The organism is Pedobacter jamesrossensis (genome assembly GCF_042650905.1).
Lineage (GTDB): Bacteria > Bacteroidota > Bacteroidia > Sphingobacteriales > Sphingobacteriaceae > Pedobacter > Pedobacter jamesrossensis.
Map to the genome: position 1 here is coordinate 1 of NZ_JBHSBY010000118.1, position 19,628 is coordinate 19,628.

General features: G+C 40.2%; 17 protein-coding genes. 14 read left to right on the forward strand and 3 right to left on the reverse strand.

Going from position 1 to position 19,628, the window contains the following annotated elements; translation table 11 throughout:
- Positions 1-493 precede the first annotated feature (493 nt).
- The 6 genes from ACFOUY_RS12215 (at position 494) to ACFOUY_RS12240 (ending at position 8,269) form a co-directional block, all read left to right on the forward strand.
- Complete coding sequence (locus ACFOUY_RS12215) at positions 494-730, forward strand: MBL fold metallo-hydrolase (RefSeq protein ID WP_378960976.1); 237 nt, start codon at positions 494-496, stop codon at positions 728-730.
- A 473-nt stretch (positions 731-1,203) separates the two neighbouring features.
- Positions 1,204-1,899 (forward strand): LytR/AlgR family response regulator transcription factor, encoded by a 696-nt coding sequence (locus ACFOUY_RS12220; RefSeq protein WP_378960977.1) that lies wholly within the window; start codon positions 1,204-1,206, stop codon positions 1,897-1,899.
- 62 nt (positions 1,900-1,961) lie between these two features.
- On the forward strand, positions 1,962-4,190 hold the full coding sequence (locus ACFOUY_RS12225; protein ID WP_378960980.1) for an ATP-binding protein: 2,229 nt from the start codon (positions 1,962-1,964) through the stop codon (positions 4,188-4,190).
- Positions 4,191-4,575: 385 nt separating this feature from the next.
- The gene (locus ACFOUY_RS12230) at positions 4,576-5,139 is read left to right on the forward strand and encodes a hypothetical protein (RefSeq protein WP_378960981.1); all 564 of its coding nucleotides are present in this window, start codon (positions 4,576-4,578) and stop codon (positions 5,137-5,139) included.
- 241 nt (positions 5,140-5,380) lie between these two features.
- A complete protein-coding gene (locus ACFOUY_RS12235; RefSeq protein WP_378960982.1) occupies positions 5,381-7,936 on the forward strand; it encodes a BamA/TamA family outer membrane protein in 2,556 nt (851 codons plus the stop codon).
- 27 nt (positions 7,937-7,963) lie between these two features.
- On the forward strand, positions 7,964-8,269 hold the full coding sequence (locus ACFOUY_RS12240; protein ID WP_378960983.1) for a hypothetical protein: 306 nt from the start codon (positions 7,964-7,966) through the stop codon (positions 8,267-8,269).
- A 50-nt stretch (positions 8,270-8,319) separates the two neighbouring features.
- Here ACFOUY_RS12240 and ACFOUY_RS12245 read toward each other — a convergent pair whose 3' ends face one another.
- On the reverse strand, positions 8,320-9,174 hold the full coding sequence (locus ACFOUY_RS12245) for a helix-turn-helix domain-containing protein (RefSeq protein ID WP_378960985.1): 855 nt from the start codon (positions 9,172-9,174) through the stop codon (positions 8,320-8,322).
- A 342-nt stretch (positions 9,175-9,516) separates the two neighbouring features.
- Between ACFOUY_RS12245 and ACFOUY_RS12250 the strand changes: the two genes are divergently transcribed.
- From ACFOUY_RS12250 to ACFOUY_RS12260, 3 genes are all read left to right on the forward strand, one after another.
- Positions 9,517-10,092, forward strand: coding sequence for a DUF417 family protein (locus ACFOUY_RS12250; RefSeq protein WP_378960986.1), 576 nt, complete (start codon positions 9,517-9,519; stop codon positions 10,090-10,092).
- A gap of 284 nt (positions 10,093-10,376) precedes the next feature.
- Positions 10,377-11,069: a lipid-binding SYLF domain-containing protein gene (locus ACFOUY_RS12255; protein ID WP_378960987.1), complete on the forward strand. Its 693-nt coding sequence runs from the start codon at positions 10,377-10,379 to the stop codon at positions 11,067-11,069.
- A gap of 144 nt (positions 11,070-11,213) precedes the next feature.
- Positions 11,214-11,810 (forward strand): FMN-dependent NADH-azoreductase, encoded by a 597-nt coding sequence (locus ACFOUY_RS12260; RefSeq protein WP_378960988.1) that lies wholly within the window; start codon positions 11,214-11,216, stop codon positions 11,808-11,810.
- Positions 11,811-12,080: 270 nt separating this feature from the next.
- Here the strand turns inward: ACFOUY_RS12260 and ACFOUY_RS12265 are convergent, their stop codons facing one another.
- The gene (locus tag ACFOUY_RS12265) at positions 12,081-12,560 is read right to left on the reverse strand and encodes a hypothetical protein (RefSeq protein ID WP_378960989.1); all 480 of its coding nucleotides are present in this window, start codon (positions 12,558-12,560) and stop codon (positions 12,081-12,083) included.
- 61 nt (positions 12,561-12,621) lie between these two features.
- Between ACFOUY_RS12265 and ACFOUY_RS12270 the strand changes: the two genes are divergently transcribed.
- Positions 12,622-12,990 carry a hypothetical protein gene (locus tag ACFOUY_RS12270; RefSeq protein ID WP_378960990.1) on the forward strand — a complete coding sequence of 123 codons (369 nt, stop codon included), beginning with the start codon at positions 12,622-12,624 and terminating at the stop codon, positions 12,988-12,990.
- A gap of 499 nt (positions 12,991-13,489) precedes the next feature.
- Complete coding sequence (locus ACFOUY_RS12275; protein WP_378960992.1) at positions 13,490-14,698, forward strand: MFS transporter; 1,209 nt, start codon at positions 13,490-13,492, stop codon at positions 14,696-14,698.
- A gap of 928 nt (positions 14,699-15,626) precedes the next feature.
- On the opposite strand, the gene ACFOUY_RS12280 is transcribed toward ACFOUY_RS12275, so the two are convergent.
- Positions 15,627-15,803 carry a hypothetical protein gene (locus ACFOUY_RS12280; RefSeq protein ID WP_378960994.1) on the reverse strand — a complete coding sequence of 59 codons (177 nt, stop codon included), beginning with the start codon at positions 15,801-15,803 and terminating at the stop codon, positions 15,627-15,629.
- A gap of 656 nt (positions 15,804-16,459) precedes the next feature.
- On the opposite strand from ACFOUY_RS12280, the gene ACFOUY_RS12285 reads away from it, so the two are divergent.
- The 3 genes from ACFOUY_RS12285 to ACFOUY_RS12295 all read left to right on the forward strand — a co-directional run bounded on the left by ACFOUY_RS12285 (position 16,460) and on the right by ACFOUY_RS12295 (position 18,941).
- On the forward strand, positions 16,460-17,023 hold the full coding sequence (locus tag ACFOUY_RS12285; RefSeq protein ID WP_378960995.1) for a Crp/Fnr family transcriptional regulator: 564 nt from the start codon (positions 16,460-16,462) through the stop codon (positions 17,021-17,023).
- Positions 17,024-17,100: 77 nt separating this feature from the next.
- Complete coding sequence (locus ACFOUY_RS12290; protein WP_378960996.1) at positions 17,101-18,030, forward strand: alpha/beta fold hydrolase; 930 nt, start codon at positions 17,101-17,103, stop codon at positions 18,028-18,030.
- Positions 18,031-18,044: 14 nt separating this feature from the next.
- A complete protein-coding gene (locus ACFOUY_RS12295) occupies positions 18,045-18,941 on the forward strand; it encodes an NmrA family NAD(P)-binding protein (protein WP_378960997.1) in 897 nt (298 codons plus the stop codon).
- Positions 18,942-19,628 lie beyond the last annotated feature (687 nt).

A 19,628-nucleotide genomic window follows, 5' to 3' on the forward strand; every position in this document is an offset into this window, starting at 1 on the left:
AAATATAATGTCGATAAACCACAAAAAAATCAAGGAGCTCTACCCGCAGAACTTTAAAAATATAATGGGTTAATCAAATATGTAGTTTATAGGGCGGATACGAATAATGCATACTATTCCTGAGTATCTTAAGCCATGTATGTCGGAATTTCGATAAGTTAAACTCAAAAAGCGAAATCCCGAGAATTTAAGAATTCATAATGTTTCCCTCAGGCCCTTTCTTGCGGCTTATATTTCTGGTCTCAACTTTACCAATCAGTTGAAAACAACTGAACAATGAAAAATAACCTACTATGGACATTCCTGCTTTTCAGTTTTTGTTTCCGTACGGGAATTGCTTTTTGACCCTTATGTTACTCCAAATCTGCTGGCCCAGCACAATAGATCTGGGTGCTATTGCCGCTAACTAGATTTTTGCCTCACATGCACACTTTGATCATCTGACCGATCTCGTTAAAATCGCAGGCCGTACGGGAGCAAAAGCAATCGGCGGATGGGAAATCTAAAATTATTCAATTCAAACGGACTGACCAATACCCATCCGATAAATCCAGGTGGGAAATACAAATTCTATTTTGGAAATGTAACATGCTTTAAAGCAGTCCATTCAAGCAGTTTCGCCGACGGAAGTTATGAAGCCCTGGCGGCGGGGTTTGGATTTGAAACAACTGATGGAAATTTTTACTATTCAGGTGATACCGCATTCTACACTGAGATGAAGCTAGTTTAGCAATGGAAAAAATGGATTTTGTGATTTTACCAATCGGTGACGGATTCTCGATGAGGGCGATGCAGCAAGTGCCTGCAAATCCTGAAATGTTAAAAAAGTGTTGGTTGTTCATTATGAAAGGGGTATACAATTGATCCTGATAGATATAGGGCAGCACTTTGAGATGTAGGAGGAATATAGTTCTATATTGAACAGCCAACAATTTTAAGCTGGTTCGGGGTTAAACCTGTGTGATAAATCAAACCCCAAAAAACTATCCTTTTGGGGTTTTTTAGTTTTAAAATAAGCATTTAACGCCAGTTTGCCGGCAAAAAAATAAATACATAAGACTGCCGGGCATTTGTGATATTTCAACTCCGGGCGATAGTTCAACGAAATTAAATAACTTCTAAATTTTGATTATCGCGCTTTAAGTCGTTTCAGTAATGTTTTTTGGCATGGCACAAGCTTTGAAATAGCTTTGGTAAAAGTATATGCAATGTATAATTATAGATGACAGTGCAGTAGCGAGAACCACACTCTCTTTTCTTTGCGAACAGGTGAAAGATCTGCTGGTGCTGGCTGAATTTACAGGTGCCATTGAAGCTTATTCTTTTCTTTCTGAAAAGGATGTGGATTTATTGTTTCTCGACATTGAAATGCCTGGAATGAACGGCATCGAGCTAGCCAGAAATCTTTCCGCCCGCTGCCCGCTGATTATCTTTACTACCTCAAAGAAAGAGTATGCCATTGATGCCTTCGATCTCCATGTCGCCGATTATTTGGTAAAGCCTGTTATGCCCTCAAGGTTCTTTCAGGCAGTAGATCGGGTAAGGGAAGCTTTAGAGAATAGAGAGTCAAAAGTAATCATGCAGGGATGTGATTTTGTTTTCGTAAGGGAGTCCGGAATGATCCGAAAAGTGGAAATAGCGGAAATATGTTATCTGGAAGCAATGGGAGACTATGTCAAAATAATAACCTCCTCAAAGCTTCACGTAGTACACAGCACGCTTAAAACCCTCGAAGGTAAACTTCCGCCAAATCTATTCCTCCGCGTTCATCGCTCATTTATAATTTCTATAGCCCAAATAGACTACATGCAAGAATCCTCGGTGAGGATGTGTGAACGGTTTATACCTGTGGGCGATAACTATAAGAAACTTCTTTTTCAGCGAATGAATATGCTTTGAGGAATTATCCCATTGGATAAGAACAATGGACATTCAGAATCAGAACACCTTAACCGTAAAATATGGATATCCCAGAGAAATTAACCACCCGGACTTTTATCATTTTGATTATTGCCGTTTTCCTCACCGGTACGCTGATCCTCGTTGCGCTGCAATATAGCGCCTCCAGAAATACTAACGTCCTGGTAGCTGGAAACAGGCTCATGATCAATGAACTCGAAAATTCAAATCGCCTGCGTGATATCGAACGCGATATGATCTGGGTGGAAAGCAGAATCCGTGGCGCGATCGCTACCGATGATCCTTCCCACTTGCAAGGTGTGGACCAAAAAGTATCGGCAATCAACGCTTCATTGAACGCCCTAAAGGGTAGCCGGAATATACGCGCTGATTTAAGCCGGATTTCTCGGCTAGCCAAACTGGCTTACAACAAAAAGTCTATCAAAGAAGAGCTGGTCAAAGAATATGAGCGCACGGGTAAAATGAACAACCTGAGTTCTTTGACTAATCCTCATGCGCGAAGGGTCTCAAATGAGATTAGTGGCCTAATTAGCGAGATATATTCCCAGAGGCAAAAAAACCTCATTTTGCTCGCCAGAGCAAATAGGGAGCGTGTACAGGAATCGAAAGCCATTGGTATGTGGATGGTTATCCTGCTGGTTGTCAGCGGTAGCGGCTGTTGTTGGTTTATTGTCGCACGTACTCTTTCACGCGAACAGCTCATCTCCCGTCTGAATCTTTCTGAACGAAAAGCTACCGAGGCTATGGTAGCCAAGGAGAATTTTATGGCTAATATGAGCCATGAGATCCGTACACCACTTAATGCTATACTTGGCTTCACCAATCTTCTTGCAAGGGAAGAATTAAGTAATTTAGCCAAAGAATTTGTAAGCTCAATACAACTTGCTGGAGAAGATTTGCTTACTCTGGTGAACGATATATTGGATTTATCCAAAATTCAGGCAGGGATGATCCGAATCGAGAAGAACCCCTTCAGTGTACGCGGTCTATCGAGCTCTCTGGCAACCCTTTTCCAGTCGGGACTAAAAGAAAAAAAGCTTTCGCTAAATATTGAAATTGACCCGGAGGTTCCAGATATACTTCTGGGTGATGCAACCCGGTTTACACAGATCCTGGTAAATCTTATTGGCAATGCGATAAAATTTACAGAACGAGGTGGCATTCAGGTTTTAATCACCAGTAGAAAACAGCACGAGGATAGTGTTAGATTGAACGTAGATATCTCGGACACCGGAATTGGAATCGAAGAGGACAAACTTGCGTTAATTTTTGAACGCTTCTCGCAGGCTGAAGACTCAACATCCAGGAATTATGGTGGCACTGGGCTCGGGCTTTCGATAGTGAAAGATTTAGTGGAGCTTCAGGATGGAGAAGTCTGGGCTAGGAGTGTCTACGGGCAAGGTGCGACCTTCAGTTTCTTTATTCCCTACCAGCTCGCGCCAGAAAAGGCGGAGATTAACAGTGTTCCCGTGTCTGAACTCAACCATTACATCAGGGGAAATCCAAAACTGCTTGTAATTGATGATAATGAAATGAACAGAAGTCTCATGAGCCACCTTTTATCAGGATGGGGCCTAGGATTTGATATGGCTGAAGATGCGATGTCGGGCATAGCCATGATGGACGAAAATGATTATGATCTGGTGTTAATGGATATTCAAATGCCAGGAATGGATGGCTATCAGGCGACATCTTTTATCAGAAAGCAACTTTGTTCCAATATCCCAATTGTAGCGATGACAGCTCATTCTCTTGCAGGAGAAAGAGAGAAATGTCTAAGCTTTGGAATGAATGAATATATCTCCAAGCCGATAAACGAAAGACAACTTTACGGATTTATAAAGCGCTTCTCTATGGAAAAGATCGCCTCTGATTCTCAAGGGATAATCCTTGAGGAAATCCTAAGTCAGCCCAGAGAGATACCCTTTGGCTACATGATGATAGATTTGGGTTACATGAAAGAAATCAGCAAAGGTAATCTAGCCTATGAAAAAAAGGTTACTGCTCAGTTTTTGGAGCTTGTTCCAATAGCGATAGGAGAACTGTATGCAGCCTTTGGAAACGGAGAGCGGGAATATCTGGCAACTATTGTGCATGAGATGCGCTCAGCGCTGTATATCATGGGAATGGGCGGCAGGACTATCAACCTGCTAGATACATTAGAGTTTTCTCAGGATGAGGAAGAGATACGCCTAAGTGTTGAACTTCTGGACCATCTCTGTCAGCTCGCACTAATGGAGGCCGGCCATTTCCACAGAGGCCTGGGATAAATTGTTTTTATTGGACAGGAAATCTACGGAGAATACCTCAAAGGTAATTACGATAAATGTGCCCACAGAAATTTTCGCCCACCTTACCGACTTATCGACCCCGTTCATCGAAAAATAAACATCAGGACCGCTCTCCGCTATAATTTTACATCAGAAATCAGAAACAAAATAAAATATGGAAAAGTTCAACACAGTACAACACCAGGCCCAGGGCACTGGAAAGGTTCAGTCAACAGGGGAGAAAATTACCACGGTAAACATTCTATGGTTTTTAGCCCTCAGTGTCCACATTTATCTGTTGGTCTACCGCATCATTACGCTTCTTTTTATCAAACAATAAATAAACAAATAATTAATATAAAATTTCAACTTCAAATTTAAAATCATGAAAAATCAAATCAGAACAATCGCAGCAGTAATCGTAATCTCGGCTTTAATCGGCTTTAGTGCAAAAGCACAATCAATGAGGTCTCCAGGAGTTCGCTACAGTGTCGGAGCAGATGTTGGCCTACCAATCGGAACGCTTTCAGATGCATATAAATGGAGCATAGGTGGTTCCATACAGGCGGATATACCCGTAGTAAGTGACAAGCTTTATGTAACGGTAAATGCGGGTTATACAAATATTTTTGCAGATGAATCCGTTTCTGCACTTATCCCAGATATTCATCTAATTCCAGTTAAGGCTGGACTAAAATACTTTCCGGTAGATAATTTATACCTACAGGGAGAGGCAGGAGTTTCGTTTTTATTAAACCAGAATACCTCCAACAGCAAAACCGCCTCTTTCGTTTATGCGCCTCAGATCGGCTATCTGATTCCATTAGGTGGTAAAAGTTCCATCGATGCGGGTGTTCGTTTCGAGGGCAACAGCAAGTTTTATGACAATGGAAGTAATAGCAATTACCTTGGATTAAGGATCGCATATGCCTTCCCGTTGGGTAAATAGAATTTGTGAATCAGTGTTACTTTGGGGCTGCTCTTTGGAGTGGCCTTTTTCTTGTCATCTACATGCTCTTCTTTTTTCTTTTCTTGACGATATTTCATGGTTGAAGGTGGATATTATGAAATTACGCTGATGCTGGAATATGTATTTTTTTGCAATGTTTTGTTTTTCAGGTAATTACAGTCTGGCTTCTTGTTTGTCTTGTATCTTCTCAAAAACCTTGGCCACCAAAACTCATTACAAAATGAAAAAATCCATCTTCTTTTTTCTCGCATTCTGCATCTCCTTTTCAGGATTGAATACTGTAGCCCAAAATAAAATAGATTTCCCAGACAGTGTCAATGTTCGCATTATGCCGAGATATGACAGCGTAAGCAGAATGCACCGAAAGATTTTTGGTGAAAATTACAGGAAAGAATATGCGATGCAGACCAGGTTACCCATTATCAGACTCTCTCAGATTTCTGGCGGGCTGACAGCGTTTCAGAAAGGCGGGGGCAATCAGACCAGATCGGTGCGCTTGCACGATGCCTCTGGAAATGAATGGAGTCTGAGAAGCGTTGAGAAGTTTCCTGAGGTGCTTTTGCCAGCAGGTCTTAGAGAAACCTTTCTAGCTACTGTCATCAAGGATAATATGTCAGCTCAACATCCGTTTTCGGCCCTCATCGTTCCGCCTCTCACTGAAGCCATCGGTGCCCCTCATAGTAGTCCGGTAATCGGATATGTAGCACCCGATCAGGGGCTTGGAGAGTTTACAAAAGAATTCGCAAGCACCGTCTGTCTTTTAGAAATACGCGAACCTATTGGTAAAAGCGATAATTCGGAAAAGATGCTCCAGAGGTTGCGCTCAACTGAGGAAATCACCTACAACTCGGAACTTTATCTGAAGTTAAAGTGTCTGGATGTACTGATCGGAGACTGGGACAGGCATGAGGATCAGTGGCGTTGGAAAGCACTGAAGGGCCCAGGGGGCGCTCGCTACACCCCAATTCCAAGAGATCGGGATCAGGTGTTTTACCGCTCTGATGGAAAAATCCAGCGCGCTGCACAGTCTTCATGGTTTCTCCCTATGATGCAGGGTTATGAGCGGAACCTTCAGAACATTAATTGGTTTTTATGGGAGGGCAGAGAAATTAATACTAAGCTTTTTTCTGAAATGTCAAAAGATACATGGGATAGGGTGGTTAGAGAATTTTGCATACAGATGAGTGATGAATTACTTGAAGTTGCATTAAAGAAACTTCCACGGGATGCTTACCTTCTGCGCCACGACCAGTTGTTTTCTCAGCTTCAGCAAAGACGGTCGACACTGCCCGAAATGATGGATAAATATTACCTCTTCTTTAATCGGATTGTGGATATCGAACTCAGTGATAAATCTGAAAAAATCCAGATCAGCGATGTTGCCGGCAATGGGATAAAGGTCATTGTAACCCAGAATGAAAAAGATGGAGGCATTGAACCAATATATAATAGAACCTTCGATCCAATGGTGACTAAAGAGATTAGGCTCTATCTACATGGTGGGGTGGATGCAGTCAGCCTGGATAATAAAACCTCGTCAATAAAAATTAGGATAATTGCAGAAAAGGATGCGAAAGATTTGAATATCAGTCAGTCCAAAATATCACCTGATCTCTATGCACATAAAGACCAACTGACCATTCATGGACAAGACTCCCACAAGCTCAATACCCACCTTTCAAACGATTCAGCAAATGTGGCATATCTCGCCAAGGATTTGTATAGCCGGCACTATATTTTTCCCATTCTGGGTTATAATAATGACGACGGCATTGCAGCAGGGCTAACTTTTAAGATCACCAGCCCAGGTTTTCGAAAAACACCATATGGAAATTCGCAGTCGTTTTCTTTTTTATACTCTTTTGGGTCCTCTGCTTTTAATTTTAGATATAATGGGGACTGGATTCATGCCATCGGCAAGGCAGACTTTGTGGTAGAAGCAAATGCTTCTGCCCCCATGAATTCACAAAATTTTTACGGACTGGGAAACCAGACGCCTTATGATGATGACCTAGACGATATCTATTACAGGGCCCGGTTCAATCTTTATGAACTAAGTCCGGCCCTGAGGTGGAGATTGAAAAAAACAACTTTTAGCGTGGGCCCTACATTTCAGTATTACAATTACGACAAAGACGGCAATCAGGGACGCCTGATATCTATGACTAATCAATTGCATTCTTCGGACAGCACAACGATTGCTCAGAATAAGGCCTTTGCAGGGGTAATTTTAAAATACATACTCGATACCAGGGATCGCAGCATTTTGCCAACGAAAGGGGTATTGCTGGATACCAGATTAACCGCATACGAGGGCCTCAATAGCTATTCTAATACCTTCGGCCAGTTCAACGCCGAGATGTCGTTTCATCAAAGACTTGATTCGGCGGCACATTTTGTATTAACTGATCGAATTGGGGGAGGTATTAGCGCTGGGAAACCCGCATTTTATCAGGAGCAGTTTTTGGGGGGACAAGGCAATCTACTCGGATACCATGAGTATAGATTTGCCGGTGAACAGAGCTTATTCAATAATCTGGAACTTAAAGCAAAGCTGGGCAGTTTGATTAGCTATGTGCTTCCGGGTGAGATCGGGCTGCTGGGAATCTATGACATCGGTAGGGTCTGGAAACGCAACGAGGATTCCAGACAATGGCATCAGAGTGTTGGAGGAGGCATTTATTTTGCCCCAGCCTCGCTCTCGCTGATCAAAATTGTGGCAAGTTATTCTAAAGAAGGCTGGTACCCGTATTTCACCCTGAGCTTTAGGTATTAGTTTCAAATTTCCAAATCTACATAGCTAATGGAAATTGTTGATGGTGAATTATTTTTAGTGGCGGTCTTTATTGATGTGATTATGGAGTTGAAGAAAAGAACCCAGATGCTGAACACTTTTATGAGCAAAGCATTGCAGCTAAGGGGATTTGGTGATATGGATGCATATCGTTTGGTTAGCGATTTTGGAAAGATTAATCCGCAGATCGATGGTGATCAGGTAATGATGATTATCTCGGATCTCTCCTCACCCCATACCTATAATCAGGGAAAGCAGCGCTTCATCCGGGGAATCAGGGAATTGCAGGACAGTATTCATCAGGAAGGCTTTTAGAATTGTATTTTGTTGTTTTAAGGCGCTTATTAAGCATTCCTAGAGTGTAATTATTTTAAGTCAGCGACAATCGAAATCCCGGTTTTTTCCCGGTAAAGCTGAGGAGATACTTTTGTGATTTTTTTGAAGTAGCGTGAGAAATAATATTCGTCCTCAAAGTTCAATGAATGAGAAATCTCTTTGATGCTGAGCCTGGTGAGGTGTAGTTTCTTTTTAGCCTCCAGTATAATACGCTCCTGGATCAATGAGGATGGGGGTTTTTTGAAATATCTAATTGATCGCTTGCTGAAATTATTGGGCGACATCGAAAGCATATCGGCATAATCATTTGGCTTGCGAAAATTAAGGTAGTTCTCCTCCAAAAGGCGAACAAACATTTCCATTTTCTCATCTCTGACGACACTGGTTTTTTCAGTCTCAATGGCGTGCATTTTAATACTACTGGCTCGTGCGAGAAATAATTGCAAAAAGGCTATCAGTACCATTCGATCTGGCGATCTTTTGGCGAGCTCCTCTTCAATATCTGCTATTAAGCGCTTAAAGGTTTCCGCTTCCTGGTCACTTAGAGATAATAATGGAGCAACGTAAATGTTATTGAACAGTAGACCATTACAGCTTACTTCTTTTTGGTGGAATTCTATGCAGTAAAAGTCACCATGAAACTGGAGCAGGGAGAACTTGAGCTCTTCTTGCGAACTCAGGAATATATGCTGCAGTGGTGTGGAGAACAAAATTGTCGGCCCCTTGAACTCAAATTCTCCAAAATCCGCATGATAGTGTCCTGTTCCAGCAGGAATGAAGATCACGCTATAGTTAGCAAAGCGCTGTGGTTTTTTAAGATCACAGTCCGTTTCACGCTTTATACTGAATAGTACATCATTAACTGGTGAAATAAGCTCTTTCAAAATTTCTGCAAATAAAATACTTGTTTATAATACTCTTTTGACAAGATACAAAAAAGATCAAAATTGAACCATTCAGTTCACAATCAGATAAAAGCTGTGGTCAGGAAAATCAATTTATGCAAGGCTAAAAATAACAATTGTAGGCCAATAGCACTTCCTGAAATTATATTTACTTGATTTCACTCACAGCAATAGGCTTCCTAAAGATATGAACACGTGATTATTTATAGGGTCACCCTGTCATATTTATCCAAGCCTTATCAGGTTTTGTCCATTCATTACCTTTCAATATCAACCTAACTTTGGTGTAGAAAAATAATATAAACGTTCAAAAATAACCACATGAAAAATACCTTTTTAAATTACATTGCAAACCTAGATCAGCTTAGTAAAAAAGTTATCCGCTATGGGATAGTTATTGTATTCGTATGGATCGGAGCCTTGAAGTTTTTTGCTTATGAGGCCGATGGAATTGTTCCGTTTGTGGCAAACAGTCCTGTGATGTCTTTTTTTTATAAAAATCCATCAGAATACAAAACCCATATGAATAAGGAAGGAGAGCTTGTCGCCAAAAATCATCAATGGCATGAAGAAAATAATACCTATGGGTTTTCATATGGATTGGGTGCGTTCCTGATTACACTTGGGGTATTTCTTGCGCTTTACAAAACCGCTCCCTTTGCAAGTATGATCGCCAGTATGCTAATATTGGTTATGACCATTGGAACTTTATCCTTTCTCTTGACTACTCCTGAAAGTTGGGTGCCTAATCTGGGAGATCATCAGTGGGGATTTCCTTATCTATCTGGTCGAGGCAGATTGGTGATAAAGGATATTGTAATCCTTGGGGGAGCGATTTTGACAATGAGTGAGTCTGCTAAAATTTACCTTTCGCGCAAGAGCCAGAAAGTAGTCTAATTTAACTTTTAGTTTTTGCAAAATTTAAAAGCAGGGATTCCCAATTGTAGATGTGATGCATACGGATCCCTGCTTTGGTTTTGTTGGGTAATTTGTTTTTGTCGCCCGTAATTCAGAAGATGAGATGGTTTGTCATCAGACAGGGTCGGCTTATGCTTTTTTCAGATACCAAATCCAGCGAGATTTATAATCTCAAAATCAAATATTTTTCCTCGCCTGCATTCCTTTGGAGTTGTCTGTTATAAGATAAATGTCCATATAGTATCAAAACTAAAAATTATGTTATGAATGCATCAAGATCAACCTTAAAACTACTTTGCGCAGTGACCTGCCTTTTAACATTTACCTTCGGAAATGTCTCAGCCCAACAAAAAAAACAAAAAGAACAAAAGAAAATTGAAGCTTCCATTGTGACGATTTCAGATTTTTCTAAGCTTAAAGAGTCAATTCCAAAAGAGCTTCTCAGTATCACTCATGGGATTATAATAGTGCCAAAGCTTATTAATGCCGGTTTTGTGATAGGCGGCAAAAGAGGCAGGGGTATAGCGATGGTAAAGGATGAAGCCGGGAAATGGAGCAATCCCGTGTTTGTGACCATAACTGGCGGGAGTGTGGGTGCGCAGATTGGTGTGCAGTCTGTTGAACTGGTGCTGGTTTTTAAGCACAGCAGTACCCTGAAAGACATCAATAAAAGTAGTTTCACCCTTGGCGGAGATCTCTCGGTAGCTGCCGGTCCGCTAGGGAGGAGTTCTAGCGCGAATACCGATTATAAGCTAGACGCGGAGGTCTATTCCTATTCCAAGAGTAAAGGGCTTTTTGCAGGAATTTCTTTAAATGGAGCCGCCCTCGATATTGATAAGGAGGCCAACGAAGTATTCTATGGAAAAGCGATTAGTGCGATGGATATTTTCAATACCAACAAAAGTAATAATGTTGGGGTAATGAAGCTTAAAACCTCATTATCGGCACTGAAATAGGTGCTAAGCCTGGGGTATGAAAAATATTCATAAAGCAAATTAGGTATTGCGCTGTACAACAAATTTAAGCCGCAGATTAAACTGAACAAGTCTGATGAAAGGGAATATCAGAATCAAAAAAAATACACAATAAATCAAAAAAAAATGAAAATATTGCACATTATATCCAGCCCAAGAGGTGAGGCCTCTTTTAGCATTAAATTGGGAACCGCGATCGTAGAAAAATTGAAGGCAAGTAATCCTGATAGCCATTTGACAGTACATGATTTAACCCGATCACCATTTCCACATTTGGAAGAGGTCCACTTAAACTCATTTTTTACACCAGCCGAAAGCCGAACAGCGGAGCAAGCTGAGGCGATCCAGCATTCCAACAACGCGATTGCCGAATTAAAAGCCGCTGAGGTAATTGTAATTGGCGTTCCGATGTATAATTTTGGAATTCACTCAACCTTGAAGGCCTGGATTGATCATATTGCCAGAGCGGGTCAGACGTTTAAATATACTGAAAATGGTCCTGTGGGGCTTGTGGAAGGAAAAAAAGTCTATCTTGCAATCTCAACGGGCGGTGTTTATTCCCAGGGGGAAATGAAGTCGTATGACTTTACAGAACCCTATCTAAAAACTGTATTAGGCTTTTTGGGAATGACAGATGTCAGCGTTTTTAGAGTAGAAGGCATAAACGTTCCCAGCATTCAGGCAGGTGCGCTGGATAAGGCGGTATCCAGTATCGTGCTATAAAAAAAAAAGAAGCCACAATTTCTGCAGCAGCCAGAGCTGCTGCAAAAATTGGAATCCAGTAGTTTGCTATGAGCAAATTGGGTCAGGGAAACTATGGAATATTCAGCATCTAGTAGGATGCACCGAGCGATTTTTCCAGCTAAATGTTATTAAATTTTCAAGGTGTCGCCGCGCTATTCATAAAAAAAAACTCCTGCAATTCAGTTCATTGAAAACCAACCCAGATTTTGGAGATATTAAACCACCCCATACTGGGGAATAAAATTTGAGTTATGGAAGACATTCTTCGGTATGTGCAAATTTTAGATTTCCACCGTAATTGATCTTTGTGGGTTTGCTGAACAGTTCTTTTTCACCTTTCTGCTCCATATCTCCTGTTCCCTGTACAAAAACGTCACCGACTTTCTTAAAACTTATCTCTCGTATCGAAGTTTTTCCTTCTCCCTCTGCTGTAAATTCGCCGTTTAAGATCCCATTGGAGTAAGTGCCTTTGAAAATTCCTTTTGAATCATCTTTTTCATAAAAATTATAAAGTATTGCTCCCTCTACCTGATTGCCATTCACTGCCGTGATTGCCAATTGTAGTGTGTCTTTATTGACTGCGTATCGGTAACAGCCTTTAATTGATTTTTCCACCTCAGTTGATTTACGCTGTTCTGCTTCTTTTTCGTTTGCTGTCTTTCCATTTTGACAGGAAATTACTGAGATCGAAGTAAGTAATGTTAGACAGCTCTTTGATAAAATATTCATAATTCAATTTTTATCCTGCATTTACAATAACCGCTCCACAAAAATAATTTTACACCAAACGATGGAAAATATTAATCCTTTATCGCACTTGAAAGCTTCTCAGCGTTTAGGTGGTTTGAAAAGAACACTCACTTATTTTCTGCTTTTTTGTTTTGTTGGTTTGCAATCCTGTAAAAAATCCGGTGATGAAACCAAAGTACTGGATTTGGATTCAAAAAATCTTACTTCATGCCCGGCTGATGGATGCTCCTTCCTATATAATGATAGGAGTGATTTCGATCTGGTTAAAAGGAGGTCACAGCTGGCGTCTTCAGGGTATTTTATTTGGAATTTGATTACCGGCGTAGTCTTTTTATATGTACATTATAGCGCCAATTATAAAGGTGTGGCATTACACTTACCGATCAGGATATTGCTGACAGGAAGATAATCTGCATCACTTCCTGTCCTTCCTGCAGTGGCTAATTTAAGTCTTCTCGGTGGAAATATTCGGGGTTCAAGAATTGTGAGTGATAACATGGATAACCCTGAACGATGGGTAATCGAGGCAAAGGTGAATTTAACATCAGGTAATAACGATTCCATATACAGCAAACAAATTTATTTTCCTGACATGCTCGCTATTGAATAGTATGACAATTATTAGATTCCCAAATTAGGGAGCTCGGTAAAAGCCGCTGTGCAATAATTTGCATTCATCGTCCAATGCTTAACTGACGCTCTAACATGATATACCGACAATAGCCTATGAAATAGCGAAATATGGTAAGCACGGTTATCTTGTATTTTTTTTAAAGTATTGTTTTTTAATGAGTTAGCTTTGGGTTTGATAATTGTAATACCTTTGGGAACAACCAAGCTAAGAACCTCGTAAAAAACCGATTGCTATTGCTAAACACAGGATGCGGTACAATTAAAACTATGAAGCAATGGATATAATTTCTCTGACACAAGCTACTCTGGAAAAAAAGAGGGAAACACTACTTTGGTTACTGGCCTCTGCAACTTTTATCATATTTTTTCAAGCCTATATGATTGCGCCGCTTATTCCAAACTTAGCCGAAATTTTTAACGTATCCCAGCAGTTTATAGGTATTCTTATACCTGCTTATCTAATTCCATATGCCGTCTCCACTCTTTTCTTTGGTTTGTTGGCCGACCGTTTTCGACCAACTTCTATTATCAGAATTTCTTTGCTAGCCTTTATCATCCTGTCTCTACTCACTGCAACTGCGGCAAATGTGAACCAGTTGATAGTATGGCGTTTTTTAACAGGTATGGGATCCAGTGGGGTTATTCCAATATCAGTCGCACTGACAGGACGGCTGTTCAGTTTTGAGGAAAGGGGTAGGCCATTGGGATTACTCTTTGGCGCAATGGCGGGTGGCGCTGCTACCGGATCAACCATTGGCGTCGCAATTGAGCCTATATTGGGCTGGCGTCTATTGTTTGTAGGCTTGGCTATACTAGCAGCCATTGTTTTGATACTTCTTTCTTATGTGATTAACAGGATAAGCCTTCCAGCACCGATGAGCAGAGGACTTACCTTGAATAAGATCGTTAACGGATATTATCAATTGCTGGCACAGAGAAGGGGGCTGAGAACTTACTTTTACGTGTTCTGCAATGGAATCTTTCATGCAGGGGTGTTTACCTGGCTTGGTTTGTATTTCAAAGATAATTATGGGCTCAACGAGTGGCAGATTGGCTTGGCATTGATGGGCTACGGGTTGCCAGGGTTCCTCTTTGGTCCGCTGATTGGAAAGGCCGCTGACAAATATGGCCGGAAACTGCTGTTGCCAGGGGGAATTTTGATCAGCGCCCTAAGTGTAGGTTTGCTTGCATTTCATTTGCCTATAATATTTACTTGTCTGATGGTCACCACTTTGTCGCTGGGTTACGATTTAAGTCAACCGCTGCTTGCCGGAATAGTAACCGATTTTGGAAAAAATGAACCTGGACAGGCAATGGGGCTTAACGTTTTTATGCTTTTTATGGGTTTTGGGATCGGGAGCTTACTGTTTGGAGCATTACTACCTTACGGATGGGCGGTTTCGCTTCTTACATTTACCTGTTTCCAATTGGCAATAGCAATTATCGGCTTCCAGGTATTTAAAAGCGAGACAAATAAAGCATAACCAAAGCAGATTACCGGTCGCATGTGCCAGCTTAGCTTTTTTCGAAAACTCTGCAAAAAAAATGCTTTTTGAATCCTCGATTCGGGCACTTCATGACTAAAATAATGATTTTTCCATAACGATAACCTGGATGCCAGTTACCTTTGGCTCATCAACCCGGTCCTCAATCTCTTCCGAGGCAGTCGAGTCACCAGCTGCAGTGAATCCACAACGCTGGTACCATTCAATAAGTTCCCTCGGCTACTGATAACTGTAATTTATATCGAGTTACAGTTATTTTCAAGTGCGAATAGTTCAGTAGACTGCAGTAGGGCTCTTCTAATACCTGTAGCCAGTGCAATAGGGGGAAACGGCAAGCATCCCTAAGTAAACCTTTGGCAATTTTAGTTCAAGATAAACAGTTCCCAAAACATCCCCCGCTCGTCTTGGGATTTTCTACATAGCTACTTTTTATTTCTTGAGATACGTCTTCAGCGTTTGTTCATCAATCCGTAAGCCGCAGAGCACCTCTGCTTTAGTTGTCCATCCCCGTTTAGAACTTGCACCTCTGTAGGCCGAATCAATCAACTTGTTTAATTGGGTCAGATCCACAGCAACTGCTTTACTTATCCCCTTACAATATCCTCGAGTTGCAACAACGAGAATCAATAAAAAAACTACCTAAAACCATTGAAGGATATTAGTATAAACAAAATAATTTTAGATAGCTAAGTTCTATCAAAACCGACTGTCATAAATTAGGTGCTTTCAAGTAAATTTTGAAGTTAAAGGCATTCCATAGTTATATGGGAAGGTGGCAATCAAATTCTTCGCTTAATGTTTATTTGTCATTCAGGTTTAGACGGAAGGAGTAAACATTCCAATATATATATATAGGAAAAAGCGGAAGCAGAATTGTAAAACTTCCGGTGTCAGAATATAGATATTTTTAAAGGCGATAACGCAGGATGACGCTCCGAATAACCGCTTTGATCAGCCCTAGTTCATCACCGACCGTTTGTTCTATCACGTCCCATTCTCGCTTTTCGTTCTGTTTCAAGGTTAGCTCTTCTCCATCTAGATTGATCTTGATTTCCTGCGTGTGTTCGTTGATGACTTTAGTCATGACTTTGTAGCTGTGATCTATTTCTTGGTATGTGATTCTCATTGGTAAGCTCATTGGTACAAATATACATCCGGGGCGGTGCTATATGGATACCTAAGCTGTGTTTTTTTTTTTTCGAGCTGGATTTAAATGCGTGGTTACACAATCGAATACCGATTATGTAATAAAGGCAATATTTTACAAGTCAATTCTAATGAGACAAACATATATAAAATTATGCGTTCGTCAATCAATGATTCAAAATCTTTAGATCAAAGCGGCACCGAGAAATATTTGATACTCTAATTGAACAGTGTCATTATTCCCCTCCTTTTTTTTAATGCTTCTTAATTATCTATACAAACCTGCCAATTAATTTTTAACCCAATAATGGCCATTCTTCATTATCAAAAACTCATCATCAAAAACCTAAAAATGATTTTGATTAATGAAATGGGTTTATGGTAATTGTGAAAACCGCAACTAGAATTTTATGTGATTGGGTTATCTTTTGAATTTGCCACTTTGGATTATCATTTAACCAGGGAATAATGAGAAGACGTAAGCATATACTTTATACTGAGGTTAAATAAAATTAAGGAGTGTTTAAAATCCTCAAGTTTGGTGCAAAAATTCTTAATAAGAATTAAATATTTTTTTTCGTTATGTTTATCAAAATGGAAGAATTCATTAAATTCATAAAAACCATCGTTGCAATAGACGACTTTGATTTACAACTTATCATTTCCAAATGTCGCACAAGAAAAATTCCCAAAGGAAAACTGATCCTTCGGAAAGGACAAATTTCGAGACAATATTTCTTCATAATATCAGGTGGCACCCGTTTTTTTTATGAATTGAATGGACAGGAAAATACGACGTGGGTAAACTTTAAGAATGAATTTTTTACGGAAATTTCAAGTCTCAGTACACAAAAGCCGACTCGTTTTAATATTGAAGCCATAGAAGATACAGAGTTGGTTGTGGTTGATAAAAATGATATGGACTTTTTATATGCTCATATACCAATGTGGGAAGAATTTGGACGAAAAATATTCGAGGGTATGGTGGTTCGCATGATAGACCAGATCCTGAATTTTCAAACGCTATCAGCCGAAGAACGGTATCTCGGCTTTTTGAAAAACCCGGAAATGATCCAAAAGATTCCAATAAAACAGCTGGCCGCAGTTCTTGGAATTACACCAAATGCTTTAAGTCGAATCCGGAAGAATGTGCGGTAGAAATTTATTATCTACCATTTGGTAGATTGACGCTTTGATCAGCCAACTATCTTTGAGCTATAAATACAAAGGCTTTTATGAATGAAATTACCTTAACGTCTCAAAATCAATACGATGACGAAGAATTAATCAAGAACTTTCCTGGATTTAGCAATCACTATCTTGTCGTAAACAGCGTGAAATTACACTACGTAGAAGGTGGAAGTGGTGAACCATTGATTTGCCTTCCGGGATGGCCACAAACCTGGTACTCCTACCATCCTATTGCAATGGAATTGGCAAAAACATTTCAGGTCATCATTGTGGACATCAGAGGCATGGGAAGTTCGGAGAAACCTGATTCAGGCTACGATAAAAAAACGATGGCAACTGATGTTCTGGAACTTGTACAGCAGCTCGGGTTGAGCAAAGTACACATCATGGGTCATGACATAGGCGGAATGATCGCCATGAGTTTTGCCTTCAATTACCCTGATTACACTGAAAAACTAATTGTATTGGATGGTGCTCACCCAAGTGAAGGGATGATGCAAATGCCTTTGATGCCTGCCCCTGGCACATTCAACGAAAAGATGGATGCCAATATGCCTTATGCCTGGTGGATGGGATTTAACCAGGTGAAGGGGCTTCCGGAAAAGATATTGGAAGGACGTTTTCAATACTTGATGGATTGGCTCTTTAACTATGTCATGATTGATGATCGTAAGATGTCATCTTTTGAAAGAGCAGTTTATGCTTCGGCTTATAATCAAACGGAGAGCATCAGGGCCTCCAATGGCTGGTATCAGACGTTTTCCCAAGATATAGAAGATGCAAAAAACTACCAGCAACTTACCATGCCTGTTTTAGGAATTGCCAGCTATGTCAGTTATAACTTCATGAAAATGGGGTTGCCATACATAGGGAAGAATGTAGAAGTAAAGGGGATTTTAGACAGCGGACATTATTTGTATGAAGAACAACCGGAACAGGTAATTGAGGCTGTTGTTGAATTCTTGTTAAAATAATTAAAAAAAAAGAAATGAAAAGGTTTATTTTAGTCGCCGGTGCTACCGGTAATTTAGGAAAAATGATTTGTAGGGAATTGGTAAGCCGAGGAGCATCAGTTACTGCGATGGTCCGAACGTCTACTGACCCTGAGAAAATAGACGTACTTGCAAAAATGGGGGTCAACGTTTTAGAAGTCGATTTTGATAGCGTGGAGGAGATAGCAAAAGTAGCTGCCAATATGGATTGCGTCGTTTCAGCACTGGCTGGTTTGAAAGATGTAATTGTTGATTTACAAAAAAGGATTCTGGAAGGCGCCATACAGGCAGGTGTGCCAAGGTTTATACCTTCAGACTTTTGCACGGACTACAATGACTTAGTACCCGGTGAAAATAGGAACTTTGATCTCAGAAGAGAATTTAAAGCCCATCTGGATGGCACCCCAATAAAAGCATCGTCTATTTTCAACGGTGCCTTTGCAGACATCCTAAAATACAATACACCTGTGTTGAATTTAAAGGATAAGAGCATTGGTTACTTTGGGGATAGCCGCAACTGGAAGCTAGATTTTACCACCATGGACGATACCGCCGCCTTTACAGCTGAGGTTGCTCTTGATAACGATGCACCGCGGATTTTACATATCGCAAGTTTTCAGGTTAGTCCTGATATGATTTGGAACGATGTAAAAGAAGCAACCGGACAAGAATTCAGAATATTTCAGTTGTCAGGTCTTGGGGATTTTGCCCATTCCATAAAAAAACAAAGAGCCGACAACCCTGCAGGAGAAAATGAGTTGTATGCAAAATGGCAGCAAGGTCAATATATGTATTCGATGTTTACAACGCATCATATTCAATTGGCTAATGAAAGGTATGAAAGTTTGACTTGGACATCAAGTTTAGAGTTCTTAAAGTCATTTGTCAACTAAATAATAAATTTTAAACAATGTTTTTTTATTTTTAAATGAGAAAACATTGCTGCAAAAAAAACAGATAGAATAGCATAATATTTCCACATGATCCTGGTTTTTAAATTGAAGAATATTACCAGTCAAATCTGTAGAAAAACTGTAGTGTAAGAAATAATGACAAGAAAGTGGACTAACCATAATTATTATTCCATTTCCGGCACGCTACAGATTTTCTCCAGATTTGAGACTTATTCTTGTCCGGATTAAATATCAATTATGGATAATGAAATGCTTTTGAAGAAAGTGGCCGACTTTGTGAAGGAAAGTCTTCAGTATAGACATTCCCTCCAAATGTATTTTCACAATCTCGAGCTGATTGGAGAGAAAGAGGGGCTTAGTGAGGATGAGCTCTTCATACTTATACTTGGCGGTTTATTTACACGACGTAGGCTATACGGAGAGATATTGGGGTCATGAAGAATAGCGCGCTAGAATTGCCTCCGAGTTTTTAGGAACTAATGGATTAGCCTTAGAAAAAATAGCACTTGTTAAAAAAAGCATTTTAGCTACGAAATTTCCTCAACAACCTGAAGGGAATTTAGAAGAAGTTATTTGTGATGCGGATTTTTACCATTTTTCGCTCCCTGACTATCAGGATTACGCAAGCCGGCTTAAAACGGAGTGGGAAACAAATCTCAATCTTTT

Bases quoted from the DNA above. Each gene is read 5' to 3' on its own strand.
- ACFOUY_RS12215 (WP_378960976.1), top strand. From the start codon at position 494: ATGGGAAATCTAAAATTATTCAATTCAAACGGACTGACCAATACCCAT.
- ACFOUY_RS12220 (WP_378960977.1), top strand. From the start codon at position 1,204: ATGCAATGTATAATTATAGATGACAGTGCAGTAGCGAGAACCACACTC.
- ACFOUY_RS12225 (WP_378960980.1), top strand. From the start codon at position 1,962: ATGGATATCCCAGAGAAATTAACCACCCGGACTTTTATCATTTTGATT.
- ACFOUY_RS12230 (WP_378960981.1), top strand. From the start codon at position 4,576: ATGAAAAATCAAATCAGAACAATCGCAGCAGTAATCGTAATCTCGGCT.
- ACFOUY_RS12235 (WP_378960982.1), top strand. From the start codon at position 5,381: ATGAAAAAATCCATCTTCTTTTTTCTCGCATTCTGCATCTCCTTTTCA.
- ACFOUY_RS12240 (WP_378960983.1), top strand. From the start codon at position 7,964: ATGGAAATTGTTGATGGTGAATTATTTTTAGTGGCGGTCTTTATTGAT.
- ACFOUY_RS12250 (WP_378960986.1), top strand. From the start codon at position 9,517: ATGAAAAATACCTTTTTAAATTACATTGCAAACCTAGATCAGCTTAGT.
- ACFOUY_RS12255 (WP_378960987.1), top strand. From the start codon at position 10,377: ATGAATGCATCAAGATCAACCTTAAAACTACTTTGCGCAGTGACCTGC.
- ACFOUY_RS12260 (WP_378960988.1), top strand. From the start codon at position 11,214: ATGAAAATATTGCACATTATATCCAGCCCAAGAGGTGAGGCCTCTTTT.
- ACFOUY_RS12265 (WP_378960989.1), bottom strand. From the start codon at position 12,560: ATGAATATTTTATCAAAGAGCTGTCTAACATTACTTACTTCGATCTCA.
- ACFOUY_RS12270 (WP_378960990.1), top strand. From the start codon at position 12,622: ATGGAAAATATTAATCCTTTATCGCACTTGAAAGCTTCTCAGCGTTTA.
- ACFOUY_RS12275 (WP_378960992.1), top strand. From the start codon at position 13,490: ATGGATATAATTTCTCTGACACAAGCTACTCTGGAAAAAAAGAGGGAA.
- ACFOUY_RS12280 (WP_378960994.1), bottom strand. From the start codon at position 15,803: ATGACTAAAGTCATCAACGAACACACGCAGGAAATCAAGATCAATCTA.
- ACFOUY_RS12285 (WP_378960995.1), top strand. From the start codon at position 16,460: ATGGAAGAATTCATTAAATTCATAAAAACCATCGTTGCAATAGACGAC.
- ACFOUY_RS12290 (WP_378960996.1), top strand. From the start codon at position 17,101: ATGAATGAAATTACCTTAACGTCTCAAAATCAATACGATGACGAAGAA.
- ACFOUY_RS12295 (WP_378960997.1), top strand. From the start codon at position 18,045: ATGAAAAGGTTTATTTTAGTCGCCGGTGCTACCGGTAATTTAGGAAAA.